At 43.3% G+C, this 12,293-nt stretch carries 15 protein-coding genes; 13 read left to right on the top strand and 2 right to left on the bottom strand.

Annotated features, from left to right (window positions below):
• Positions 1–5: 5 nt before the first annotated feature.
• Genes RBH92_RS07615 through motD form a run of 3 tightly spaced genes read left to right on the top strand, consistent with a single transcriptional unit; the run spans position 6 to position 2,353 of the window.
• Entirely contained in the window at positions 6–722 is a 717-nt protein-coding gene (locus RBH92_RS07615; protein ID WP_307931523.1) for an RNA polymerase sigma factor FliA, read from the top strand.
• A 41-nt stretch (positions 723–763) separates the two neighbouring features.
• On the top strand, positions 764–1,522 hold the full coding sequence (locus RBH92_RS07610; protein ID WP_307931522.1) for a flagellar motor protein: 759 nt from the start codon (positions 764–766) through the stop codon (positions 1,520–1,522).
• A gap of 33 nt (positions 1,523–1,555) precedes the next feature.
• Positions 1,556–2,353: a flagellar motor protein MotD gene (gene motD / locus RBH92_RS07605; protein ID WP_307931521.1), complete on the top strand. Its 798-nt coding sequence runs from the start codon at positions 1,556–1,558 to the stop codon at positions 2,351–2,353.
• A 10-nt stretch (positions 2,354–2,363) separates the two neighbouring features.
• Here motD and RBH92_RS07600 read toward each other — a convergent pair whose 3' ends face one another.
• Positions 2,364–2,828, bottom strand: coding sequence for a flagella synthesis protein FlgN (locus RBH92_RS07600; RefSeq protein WP_307931520.1), 465 nt, complete (start codon positions 2,826–2,828; stop codon positions 2,364–2,366).
• Positions 2,828–3,133, bottom strand: coding sequence for a flagellar biosynthesis anti-sigma factor FlgM (gene flgM / locus RBH92_RS07595; protein WP_292923962.1), 306 nt, complete (start codon positions 3,131–3,133; stop codon positions 2,828–2,830). The genes RBH92_RS07600 and flgM overlap by 1 nt, the downstream gene beginning before the upstream one ends.
• A 268-nt stretch (positions 3,134–3,401) precedes the next feature.
• Between flgM and RBH92_RS07590 the strand changes: the two genes are divergently transcribed.
• The 10 genes from RBH92_RS07590 (at position 3,402) to RBH92_RS07545 (ending at position 12,291) form a co-directional block, all read left to right on the top strand.
• Positions 3,402–4,133, top strand: coding sequence for an EI24 domain-containing protein (locus RBH92_RS07590; protein ID WP_307931519.1), 732 nt, complete (start codon positions 3,402–3,404; stop codon positions 4,131–4,133).
• 21 nt (positions 4,134–4,154) lie between these two features.
• Entirely contained in the window at positions 4,155–4,976 is an 822-nt protein-coding gene (locus RBH92_RS07585; RefSeq protein WP_307931518.1) for a DUF3025 domain-containing protein, read from the top strand.
• 33 nt (positions 4,977–5,009) lie between these two features.
• Positions 5,010–5,456 carry a rhodanese-like domain-containing protein gene (locus tag RBH92_RS07580; RefSeq protein WP_307931517.1) on the top strand — a complete coding sequence of 149 codons (447 nt, stop codon included), beginning with the start codon at positions 5,010–5,012 and terminating at the stop codon, positions 5,454–5,456.
• A 138-nt stretch (positions 5,457–5,594) separates the two neighbouring features.
• A complete protein-coding gene (gene ndk / locus RBH92_RS07575) occupies positions 5,595–6,020 on the top strand; it encodes a nucleoside-diphosphate kinase (protein ID WP_307931516.1) in 426 nt (141 codons plus the stop codon).
• A 28-nt stretch (positions 6,021–6,048) separates the two neighbouring features.
• Complete coding sequence (gene rlmN, locus RBH92_RS07570; protein WP_292925349.1) at positions 6,049–7,149, top strand: dual-specificity RNA methyltransferase RlmN; 1,101 nt, start codon at positions 6,049–6,051, stop codon at positions 7,147–7,149.
• Between the two features lie 32 nt (positions 7,150–7,181).
• Positions 7,182–7,931, top strand: a complete 750-nt coding sequence (gene pilW / locus RBH92_RS07565; RefSeq protein WP_307931515.1) for a type IV pilus biogenesis/stability protein PilW — start codon at positions 7,182–7,184, stop codon at positions 7,929–7,931.
• Entirely contained in the window at positions 7,928–9,088 is a 1,161-nt protein-coding gene (locus RBH92_RS07560; RefSeq protein ID WP_307931514.1) for a RodZ domain-containing protein, read from the top strand. Before pilW ends, RBH92_RS07560 begins: the two co-directional genes overlap by 4 nt.
• Positions 9,089–9,121: 33 nt before the next feature.
• Complete coding sequence (gene ispG / locus RBH92_RS07555) at positions 9,122–10,360, top strand: flavodoxin-dependent (E)-4-hydroxy-3-methylbut-2-enyl-diphosphate synthase (RefSeq protein WP_292925352.1); 1,239 nt, start codon at positions 9,122–9,124, stop codon at positions 10,358–10,360.
• Positions 10,360–11,640 (top strand): histidine--tRNA ligase, encoded by a 1,281-nt coding sequence (hisS, locus tag RBH92_RS07550; protein ID WP_307931513.1) that lies wholly within the window; start codon positions 10,360–10,362, stop codon positions 11,638–11,640. Before ispG ends, hisS begins: the two co-directional genes overlap by 1 nt.
• Positions 11,641–11,655: 15 nt before the next feature.
• Complete coding sequence (locus tag RBH92_RS07545) at positions 11,656–12,291, top strand: YfgM family protein (RefSeq protein WP_307931512.1); 636 nt, start codon at positions 11,656–11,658, stop codon at positions 12,289–12,291.
• Positions 12,292–12,293: the final 2 nt, after the last annotated feature.

The raw sequence follows: 12,293 nt of genomic DNA, 5'->3' as shown, positions 1-12,293 counted from the left end.
TGAATATGTATACTGCGACTGGAACCAAAGCAATTGATAAAGAACAATTTATCGTTGAGTTTACACCGCTGGTGAAACGGATTGCTTATCATATGATGACTCGATTGCCTGCGAGTGTGCAAGTCGACGACCTTATTCAAGCCGGAATGATCGGGTTGCTGGATGCGATCAACCGCTATGAAGGTTCATACGGACGCCAATTCGAAAGCTACGCGGCGCAGCGTATCAGGGGATCAATCCTGGATGAATTACGCGAAGCGGATTGGCTGCCTCGAAGTATCCGCAAGAAAATGCGACGAATCGAAGCTGCCGTGAATCTTTTGGAGCAGCGCAACGGTTGCGCGCCAAGCGAGCAAGATTTGGCGAATGAGCTCGATATGTCTCTCGATGAGTACCACGAAACTCTACAAAGTGCACGCGGCGCCCAGTTAATCTATTACGAAGATTTTCAACAAGATGATGAAGAACCGTTTTTGGATCGGCTATTTGTTAATACCGAAGGCGACCCGCTTAATGCGCTATTGGATGATAATTTTCGCAGTCTCTTGATTGCTGCGATTGATAATCTACCGCCAAGAGAAAAACAGGTCATGGGCATGCATTACGAGCAAGAAATGAACTTACGGGAAATCGGGGAAGTGCTTGGTGTGAGCGAATCACGCGTATGTCAATTACATACACAGGCTGTTGCAAGGTTACGCAGCCGCTTAAGAAATCTTTAAATCGTCAGGCCGGCTATCCAGTGAATTAATTGGATTTCGCGATGAATAAAAAAGCAAAGATGGATTTAAACAGTGTCGGCGGCATTGTACTGGCATTTGTTGCCATCATTGGCGGGCAAATCCTTGAAGGAGGGCATGTCGGCTCATTGCTGCAACTGGCAGCCTTTTGTATTGTTGTCGGGGGCACGGTGGGTGCAGTTCTACTACAAAGCCCTATGAAAGTTTTTGTTAATGGTATCAGAATGAGTGCTTGGATTTTTTACCCTCCTGAATATTCACCGCAAAACTTAATTAAGCAAATTGTCAATTGGTCTCATATCTCAAGAAAAGAAGGATTATTAGCGCTGGAATCCTATGTATCCACAGTTAAAGATCCTTTCACAAAAAAGGGATTGCAGTTATTAGCTGATGGAAGTACCCCGGAAAAATTACGAGAAATTTTGGAAATCGATATTTTGACTCTAGAAACGTATCAACGGCAATCCGCCAAAATTTGGGAGGCTGCCGGCGGTTATGCTCCAACTATTGGGATCTTGGGGGCTGTATTGGGGTTGATTCACGTGATGGAAAATTTATCTGATCCCAGTATTCTGGGAACAGGAATTGCAGTTGCTTTTGTAGCGACTATTTATGGCGTAGGTCTGGCCAATCTGATTTTCTTGCCAATCGCTAATAAACTCAAAAGTATTATTAACGATCATGTAACCATGCACGAATTATTGGTTGACGGTTTTGTCGCGATTGCCAACGGTGAGAATCCACGATTTATCGAGAATCGCTTAAAAGGATATTTTGTTTAAGCCGTATTGTTATTTCGATCGCTAGAGTATTGTATGCCCAGAAAAAGAGCCGACAGAAATGAAGATTCACAGGAGAATCACGAACGGTGGCTTGTGTCGTATGCGGATTTTATTACGCTTTTATTTGCTTTTTTTGTGGTGATGTATGCGGTTTCATCAGTCAACGAAGGTAAATATCGAGTACTCAGTTCTTCGATAGTGAATGCATTTAAAAGTAACAATTCGCCTGCATTGGTTACATCTGCACAGTCTATCGAATTTTCAGCTTTGCAAAATCAACACCCAAATTCAGGCGAACCGATCAAGCTGATTGATCATCCAGGTGCCAATAAGGAGAAAAAGCAGGAAAAAATGAAAGGGATGGCTAAAAACATTCTTAATGCCTTAGAACCTTTGATAAAAGATGGCCAAGTAAGAGTAACTCAAAGTTCTCTGGGGATTACTGTTGAAATTAATGCAAGTGTTTTGTTCTCTCCGGGGCAAGCCAAACTTGCAGAGAGTTCTAGTTTAACACTTCAAGCAGTTGCAAATGTTATCAAGGGGCACGAACACGATATTCGCGTCGAAGGACATACCGACAATGTACCGATCAATACAGAGAGTTTTCCATCAAACTGGGAATTGTCGTCAGCCCGCGCTAGCAGCGTGATCCGATTATTTATTGAAAATGGTGTAGAGGCACATAGGCTGACAGCAATAGGTTATGGTGAAAATAGGCCAATCGAAAGTAATGAAACGCCAGAGGGAAGGAAAAGAAATCGACGAGTTACTGTAATGATTTTATCCGCAGATCCCGATAAGATTACTGAGATACCGATTGTTGAAAATTAATCCAGAAAAATCAGATATAGGCTTGGCCTTTTGGTCCATAACAAGAAACATTCCCGGCTGCACTGTGAAGTGCAGCTAAGGCTCGTTGATGATGTTGGTGTCTAGTAGAAATAATTAAACCATTAGATTGGTTTATGCGTTGAGCAGTTTTGGCAAGATCTAAAAGTTCGTTCCAAATCTCTACTATATTGGTCTGATCGGAATTTTGTTGTTTGCGTAACCAATTATTAATACAGCTTTTATCTAAAGTAAGACCTTGCGCTTTAAAGTATTCTTCACGCTGATCGTTCAGTTGAATTAGTATTTCAATTGAACGAAGCTTGTCAGAAGTGTAGAAATCAATTTCATCAATTTTTCCTTGTACAAGCGCTAGTTCTTCTTTTTTGAGAATGTCAATGAATGAACGCAATTCCTTGGCTTCTTTTAACAAGCTTTCACTTGATACTGAGAAAGATGAATCTTGATTCAATGGCATTACGCTGCACCCTTTTTAGAATGAATCAGTTCCTTGACAGTTTCAAGTAATCGGTCAGCAACAACTTCCGGGTTAATCTGGAAGCTTCCTTCGCTGATTGCTTGTTTAATTTCTTGAACGCGCGCAGTATTTACAATTGAGCCTGAAGCTGAATTGCTATCGATGTTTTGTAGTTTTGCGACATTGGAACTCAAATGCACATTATTTTCTTGCTCAGTATTGGTATTGGGAGTGAGGTCCGTACGTCTTTTTCCATCACTAACAGATACAGTTGAAACTGGCTGTAATGATTTATCAATTTTCATTTTCTAATCCTCATAACGAATTTTTCTGAATATTGTATCGACAGTTTTATATAGAACTTTAGTTTTCGATCCTTATTCAATCGCTGTTTTGACAAAATTAAGAAATTATTGCACTCACGTGCTAGTGTTAGTGTTATTTACGATAGAATCTAAATTTAATTTAGTAGTTTAAATATATTTACTGATACGTTCTTCAGTTAAAAATTTCATATTTAATGTAGTCTTCGCCACATTTGTTAATTAATCTTAAAGATTTCATTAAAACAAGATGACTCTCGTAACTAAAGCCATTATAAGTGCCTTTCGTGATTTGATGCGATTCAGAATCGCGTGGATTATTTTATGGCCAATTATAGCTTCGATTCTCTTCTGGCTTCTTGTCGGGTATTTTTTTTATGATGTTTTTTCCGAGTGGATTTATGTTTTGCTGAATGAAACAAAAATTTATGAATGGCTGAAAAATTTAGAATCCAATTGGTTGGAATCTTTCATGATGATTCTAATCGATATATTGGTATTTATTCCCCTTGTTGTCATGACAACACTTATCATCACAGCCATTTTCGTGATGCCTACCCTGATAAAAATCGTTGCTAAGCATTACTACCCCGAACTTGAGCGTGAATATGGAGGAACAATCAGCGGAAGTATTGTGAATGCTGTAGTAGCGAGTGTAGTGTTCATACTTATATGGCTGGTAACGTTACCATTGTGGGCGGTAGGTGCAGGAATTGTTGTGCCTTTTGTAGCAGCTTCGTTTATGAATCAACAATTGTTTCGATATGATGCGCTATCGGAACATGCGAATAAGCAGGAGTTTAGTAAAATCTGTGCTGAGAATAGATACTCTTTATGGGGTTTAGGATTGTGTACAAGCTTGATACAATTTATACCATTCCTGAATTTGCTTGCTCCGATTTTTACCGCCTTGGCATTTATTCATTTTGGACTAGGCCATTTAAAGATATTACGCGCTGAAAGGAATAAAGCGCTGTGTTGAGTTTTCAGTGGGGCGCTGATTATGCAGTATTGGGATTCAAATTTTGTAAATCGGTCTGCAATCTTTGAACCTTTTTCATTTTTGAGAAAATATCTCACCGACTTTTCATGCTGGCCATCTGTACACGATCTGAATAACTTATGTACTTTGAGAAATCAGATTATCGTTACTCACTCAGGAAAGCCGGTCAATTTTGTTTCCCAGCAATTCGGCAAACAAAACCGGGAACAGAAATACGAATCAAGAATATATTTGTCAGGTCATATACAAACAAGAGCTCAAAATTGGCATGATTTTTTTAATGCTCTAGTGTGGCAAGTGTTTCCGCAATCGAAATCGATACTCAATCAAATTCATTATCGAGCACAACTCACTGAATCAAAGAGTAATATTAATAAACGCTGTGCGATAAGGGATGCCGCCACATCCTTCGATGAATCGGGAGTAATCGTTATAAGCAGTAATCGAACACTGATTCAATTATTAGAGCATTTTCAATGGAAAGAATTATTTTGGCGGCATCGTAAAAGCATTTTGTCATCAATGCGCTTTTTTGTTTATGGTCATGGATTGTATGAAAAGGCATTGAATCCTTATTCGGGAATGACGGGTAAAGGGATTATTTTTAGGGTTGAAAACGATTACTTCTCTAAAACGCTACCGGATCAGCTACTGTCTGCTGATAAAATGCTTGAGTCTTTTTTATCGCAAACTTTGTTATCAAGTTCAACTTTGACACCTATACCGCTATTAGGTTACCCAGGCTGGATTCGTGATAATGAAAATGAAGCTTATTACGACAATAAAGAATATTTCCGAGATCAACGAAGATTCAATGGATAATCATAAAGTTGAAAAATTCTACACAATAAAGAAATGATGACCGGAAAAACAATAGTCAATATATTCGTATCTTGTTTGCTATTTCTGTTAATAAGCATCCAAGCGGGCTTGACTCGGGCAAATGCTGAAGCCCCTGAATTTGTCGCAGGCGCACGTACGATCAATACAGTAACTGCGAAATGGCTTTTCGATAAAGGATATTTTTTTCTGGATGTGAGAGGGCTGGAAGATTTTAAAGCTGGGCATATACCCGGAGCATTCCATCTCCCTATCAAAAGCGATTTTATTGAGCAGAATTTGATTGCCATTGCAAAAAAGGAACAACCTCTCATCATATATTGTAATGGAATTAATTGCTTAGGTAGTTCGGTAGCGGCAAAAAAAGCGGTGGAGTGGGGATGGAATAATATTTTCTATTACCGGGAAGGTATTCCAGCGTGGCGGCAACATGGCTATCCGCTTCGTGCAACGTATCCTTAATTCGCTCTGCAAGTAGTGTTTTTTATTTCTTGGGAAGAATAACTGAATCGAACCTTAAAGATATTTCACGTTTTTGCGGATCGAGAGCAGATTTTGTTAAAATATCGTTTTTAATTTACTAATTTTCTGGAGAATTTAATGGCAATTGAAAGAACGCTGTCGATAATCAAACCTGATGCTGTTGCAAAGAATGTCATCGGCCAAATCTATTCACGGTTTGAATCCAATGGTTTAAAGATAGTCGCAGCACGTATGATGCATTTATCCCAATCCGAAGCCGAGCAATTTTATGCAGTGCATAAAGAGCGTCCTTTTTTTCGCGACCTTGTCAGTTTTATGATATCCGGACCCATTATGGTGCAAGTGCTGGAAGGTGAGAACGCTATTAAAAAAAACCGTGATTTGATGGGCGCAACAGATCCTAAAAAAGCGGAAAAAGGAACGATCCGCGCAGATTTCGCCGACAGCATTGACGCCAATGCAGTTCATGGCTCAGATGCTCCGGAAACAGCAGCGATAGAAATCGCTTGCTTTTTCCCGGTTTTAAATATCTTTTCCCGTTAAGCAATACCCTCGCATTTATCAGTCAATAGTGGCAATCAATCTACTAGACTACGACAGTCAAGCACTCGCTGATTTTTTTATAAAAATTGGCGAGAAACCCTTTCGCGCAAAACAGTTACTTCGATGGATCCATCAATTCGGCGTGGTTGATTTTGCCGTAATGAGCGATTTAGCCAAGGGGTTAAGGGAAAAGCTGTCAACCACTGCAGTCATTGAGTTGCCGCAGATCATTGCGGATCATGTCGCCGAGGATGGAACCCGGAAATGGTTGTTGTCGGTTGGCGCGAATAATGGCATCGAGACAGTTTTCATTCCGGAAGCAAATCGGGGTACTTTGTGCGTCTCAAGCCAAGTGGGATGTGCTCTGGCTTGCACATTTTGTTCGACTGGCAAACAAGGTTTCAACCGGAATTTGACGGTTGCGGAAATCATCGGGCAACTATGGATTGCGAATAAAACACTGGCAACGGCTGATGACAGGGGTTTGTCTCACACCTATAAATCTGTTACCAACGTAGTGATGATGGGCATGGGTGAGCCTTTAGCCAACTTCGAGAATGTTGTGACTGCACTGGATTTAATGTTGGATGATCATGCATATGGACTTTCGCGGCGCCGGGTTACGGTGAGCACTTCGGGGTTGGTGCCCGCGATAGACCGGTTGCGTGATCGCTGTCCGGTTGCGCTGGCTATATCTTTGCACGCACCGAATGATGATTTGCGAGATCAGTTGGTACCTATCAATAAAAAATATCCTTTAAAAGAGTTGCTTGCAGCCTGTCAGCGTTATTTGCCCGCTGCGCCGAGGGATTTTATAACTTTCGAATATGTCATGTTAAATGGGGTGAATGATACGATCGCCCATGCGCGTGAACTGGTTAAATTAGTTCGCGATGTACCCTGTAAATTTAATTTGATTCCTTTTAATTCATTTTCTAATTCTGGTTTCGAGCGTTCAACTTCAGAAGCCGTGCGCGAGTTCCGGGATGTGCTGATGCAGGCCGGATATGTAACAACTATAAGAAAAACACGCGGCGACGACATTGCAGCAGCCTGTGGCCAACTGGCCGGCCAAGTCAAAGACAAAACCAAGCGTACTGTTCGATCAACGATTGAGGCAGCTCGGTGAGGAAAATTTTACTCTGGTTTTTTTCATTTTTAATGATTAAGTGGCTTGGCGGTTGTGTGCAACAACCGATTGAAGGTGGATTACTGGTGCAAGATAACTCAGCCAGAGCTTTTCAAAGTGCAAAAATACATACGGAGCTTGCAGCCGAATACTTTTATCGAGGTCAACTGGATGTTGCGATTGAAGAAATCACTGAAGCCCTCAAAGCGCAATCAAATTATGCGCCTGCTTACAACGTGCTGGGGTTGATCAACATGACACTCAATGACAACAATAGAGCTCTTGAGAGCTTCGAGCGAGCGCTTCGGATTGCACCAAAGAATTCTGAAATCCACAATAATTTTGGTTGGTTTTTGTGTCAGCGTGTATCCGCTCGCATGGATAGCGCCATTAATCATTTTTTGGTCGCTGCAGGGGATCCGCTTTACCTGACACCGGAAATGTCCTATACCAACGCGGGAATTTGCGAACTCAAGCGGCAAAAATATAGCGAGGCAAGGTCTTTTTTTAACAAGGCATTATCGCTTCAGCCCGGCTATCTTCCTGCTGAGATTGGATTAATCGATGTTGATTTACAGTCCGGTTTTTTAGCTGAAGCAAAAGCAAAGCTTTTGCTGATGTTACAAAATAATGGGCCGACTCCTGAAAGTTTGTTGATGGCAATAAAGATCGAGCATGCAATGGGAAATCAACTTGCGGCGGATAGCTATTCTTATCAATTACAAAAGCATTTTCCAGAATCCAAGGAAGCGGCAGCAATTCGAGAGGGTAAGCTACAATGACAAATGCAAGGGATGAAACGTTTAATGCACCAGACCACGATTCTCAAAGTGAAAAGAATCAATCGGCTTTTGAGAAGAATGAATTCGCTCACATTACGGAAGAACCAGCCATGACTGTTAACTCATTATCATCCGATTTGAACAAGGCAATTGAAGTTAACAAACCTTTGGAAACATATCGCTATCAACCGACACAAAATGAACTGGATCATCCGCAATTACCCGCCGGCTATGGCGATATTGCGGATGAAAATTTGCTAAATAGCATTGGGCACCTGCTGCGCAATGCCCGGTTATCAAAAAAATTGAGCGTGGAAGATGTAGCGCGGCAGTTACGTCTTTCCGTTCCCCAGATTGATGCCATTGAAAGAGAAGATTTTGAAAAGTTACCGGGACGAACATTTCTGCGCGGTTTTATCCGGAATTACGCGAATTTGGTTCAACTGGATCCTGCGCCTTTATTAAAAATGCTGCCGGAATCGGCACGTATCATTTCGACGCATGAAAATACGCCTTTCAAGAATAAACAAATATCTTTTTCTTCTCAGCGGAAAAACTCCAAGAATAATTCCTTAGTCATCATCAGCATCGTTTTCTTAGTGATCGCGGGTATTTATTTCTTATCCGGAGATAACTTTCTGAATAAGGAATTCAGCAATCAAAATGTTGTGAGCGACGTTAAAATCGAATCAAAAACGGCTTCCGTTGAGATTCCCTTACCTTTACCCGCGGTTACAAAGAACACCACGGCAATTCCTGTTAAGCAGGCCGCGGAATCGGAAAATAGCGGCAACGGTCAAGCAAATTCCTTAAGCGCCTCTATAGAATCAGAAACGCCAGCTTCAATCGATAACCCTGTTACACAACCGGCACTAACGGTTCAAGAACCCGATAATCCTGTCGTGCCATCCGGAAATAAAGATCATTTGGTGTTTAAATTTACAGCAGACTCGTGGATAAGAGTTGTTGACGGTTCGGGATCTTCATTATTGGAGCAACTCAAAAAGGCCGGAAGTGAGCAAACCGTTACCGGCAAAAAACCTTTCTCGATCGTGATTGGCAATGCATCTGGCGTCAATCTGACCTATAATGATAAAACAATCGATATTTCCACTTATAAAAGACAAGACGGAACAGCGCGGTTTAAGCTCGAATAAGTCTTGCTGATAATAAACTGATTACATTATTCTATGTCTGAAAATAGTTTCTCGATAACCCGCCGGCCCAGTGTGGGAGTGCGGATTGGTAACATCACTGTGGGTGGCGGAGCGCCGGTTGTGGTGCAATCCATGACCAACACCGACACGGTGGATGAAGTTGCAACAACCGAGCAAGTCGCGCAATTAGCACGCGCAGGATCCGAGTTGGTGCGTATCACCGTCAACTCGATGGAAGCCGCAAAGGCGGTTGCGGGTATCCGCATGCGGCTTGATGACATGGGATGCCATGTGCCATTGGTCGGCGACTTTCATTTTAATGGTCATAAATTGCTGACCAGCTATCCGGAATGTGCCAAAGCATTGGCAAAATTCCGGATTAACCCCGGCAATGTCGGTCATGGCAAGAAGCGTGATGAACAATTTGCCACACTGATTGAAACAGCTTGCAAATACGACAAACCGGTGCGTATTGGTGTCAATTGGGGAAGCCTCGACCCTGAAATGTTAGCGAGAATCATGGATGAGAACGCCGCTTCCGACGATCCGCAAGATGCGAAATATGTGATGCGTGAAGCATTGATTACATCTGCGCTTGAAAGTGCAGCAAAAGCGGAAGAAATCGGCTTGACGCGGAATAAAATCATATTGTCATGCAAAGTAAGTGGCGTGCAGGATCTGATCATGGTTTACCGCGAATTGGCTGCGCGTTGCGATTATGCATTGCATTTGGGGCTGACAGAAGCCGGTATGGGTTCCAAAGGCATCGTGGCATCAACGGCGGCTTTGGCAGTGTTATTGCAAGAGGGTATCGGCGATACTATCCGGATCTCATTGACACCGGAACCGGGCGGCACTCGTTCGAGAGAAGTGATCGTTGCCCAGGAAATTCTGCAAACGATGGGGCTACGCGCGTTTGTGCCATTGGTCGCCGCATGTCCCGGTTGCGGCCGGACTACAAGCACTTACTTCCAGGAATTGGCGGAAAGCATTCAGGCTTACGTACGGGATGAAATGGTTACGTGGCGTGAGCAATACGACGGCGTGGAAAATTTGACATTGGCGGTGATGGGATGTGTAGTTAACGGACCGGGGGAAAGCAAGCACGCTAATATCGGCATCAGCTTGCCGGGATCCGGTGAAACCCCGGTGGCTCCGGTTTTTGTCGACGGACAAAAAACAGTCACGCTGAAAGGTGAAAATATCGCCAATGAATTCCGCGCAATTGTCGACAAGTATGTCAGCGAAAAATATCCCAGAAAAGCTGTCTGATGGCTAATGGTATCAAAGCAATCCGCGGGATGAATGATATCCTGCCGCATGAATCCTATCTTTGGTTACATTTTGAATTGAAGGTGCAGCAATGGCTTGCTGCATACGGTTATCGTAATATCCGCACCCCTATCGTCGAGCAAACTGATTTGTTTGTTCGCTCGATCGGTGAAGTCACGGATATTGTCGAAAAGGAAATGTATACTTTTGTCGATCATCTCAATAACGATAGCTTAACGCTGCGTCCGGAAGGAACCGCTTCCTGCGTGCGTGCGGTGATTGAACACAATTTATTATATCCGGGGCCGCAGCGGCTTTATTACACCGGCCCGATGTTCCGGCATGAACGCCCGCAAAAAGGCCGCTACCGGCAATTTCATCAAGTCGGCGTCGAAGCGCTGGGGTTCGCAGGCCCCGATATCGATGCGGAATTAATTATTATGTGCGCACGGTTTTGGCAGCTATTAGGAATTTCCGGATTGCGGCTGGAAATCGGCACTTTGGGAAATGCGGAAACACGCGCATTGTACCGTTCCCGGTTGGTCAAATATTTTGAGCAGCACCGCGAAGCGCTCGATGAAGACTCACAAAGGCGCTTACACGCCAATCCATTGCGCATTTTGGACAGCAAAAATCCATTGATGCACAAGCTAATTGAAAATGCGCCTAAGCTGATCGACGACTTGGATGTTGAGTCTTGCGAACATTTTGAAACCTTGCAAAGCATACTTCGCGAGCAAGGTATTAATTTTGAGATCAACTTGCGGCTGGTGCGCGGGCTTGATTATTATAATCGCACGGTATTTGAATGGGTTACTGACAAATTGGGTGCTCAAGGCACGGTTTGCGCCGGAGGACGTTATGATGGACTCATTGCGCAAGTGGGCGGCAAGCCGGCGCCGGCATGCGGATTCGCCATGGGAATAGAGCGATTGCTTGCTTTAATGCAAGATGCGGATAATTCTGTCGATCAGCCTGCTCCCGATATTTATATCGTTCATCAAGGCGAACAAGTTACATATTATGCATGGAAATGTGCCGAGTTCCTTCGGGATGAGGGTTTTAACGTGGTCTTGCACTGTGGCGGAGGCAGCTTCAAAACCCAAATGAAAAAAGCGGATGCATCGGGCGCGTCTTATGCGGTGATTATCGGCGATGAGGAGCTAAAAACCGAAGAAGTAACGCTTAAACCATTACGCGAGGCCATAGCGCAAGCACGCATCAAACTGGCCATTGTTGGTGAAATTATCAGGAAAGAACATTCAAATTTAACGACCTAGAATCAGGAAAATCAGATGGCAACTTATCACGAGGATCAGGAGCGAATCGAAGGACTCAAGGCATGGTGGGGGCAATACGGCACCATGATAACCATTGTTTTGGCCGTTGCACTGGCGACAGTCGGCGCCAATAAAGCCTGGAATTACTATCAACTGCAACAATCGCAACAAGCGGCGGATTTGTATGAACTATTAAAACAAGTTCAAACGTCGGAAGACGCCGCAAAAATTAACGATGCCGCGCAACTGTTGATGGAAGGTTATGCATCCAGCGGCTATGCCTCTCGTGCAGCGCTTATTGCCGCTTTAGCCGACATTCAAGCTGGCAATTACCCGCGCGCCATAAAAAATCTGCAATGGGTGATCGATCATGCCAAAGAAACCGAGCTCCATGATGTGGCGCGTCTCAGAATGTCAGGAATATTGCTGGACGAAGGAAAATATGACGAAGCCATGCGAATTCTGAATGCCGGACATGGTGAAGCGTTTGCCGGATTGTATTTGGATCGCAAAGGTGATATCCAGGTTGCCGCTCAGAAGATTTCCGAAGCCCGGCTCAGTTATCAAGCTGCGATCGACAAGTTGAGCAAAAGCAATAATTATTACAATGTCGTACAGATGAAATTGGATGCATTGGGTGAATCCGAATAATC

The organism is Nitrosomonas sp. sh817 (genome assembly GCF_030908545.1).
Lineage (GTDB): Bacteria > Pseudomonadota > Gammaproteobacteria > Burkholderiales > Nitrosomonadaceae > Nitrosomonas.
This window is presented reverse-complemented; position numbering and strand designations above follow the sequence as displayed.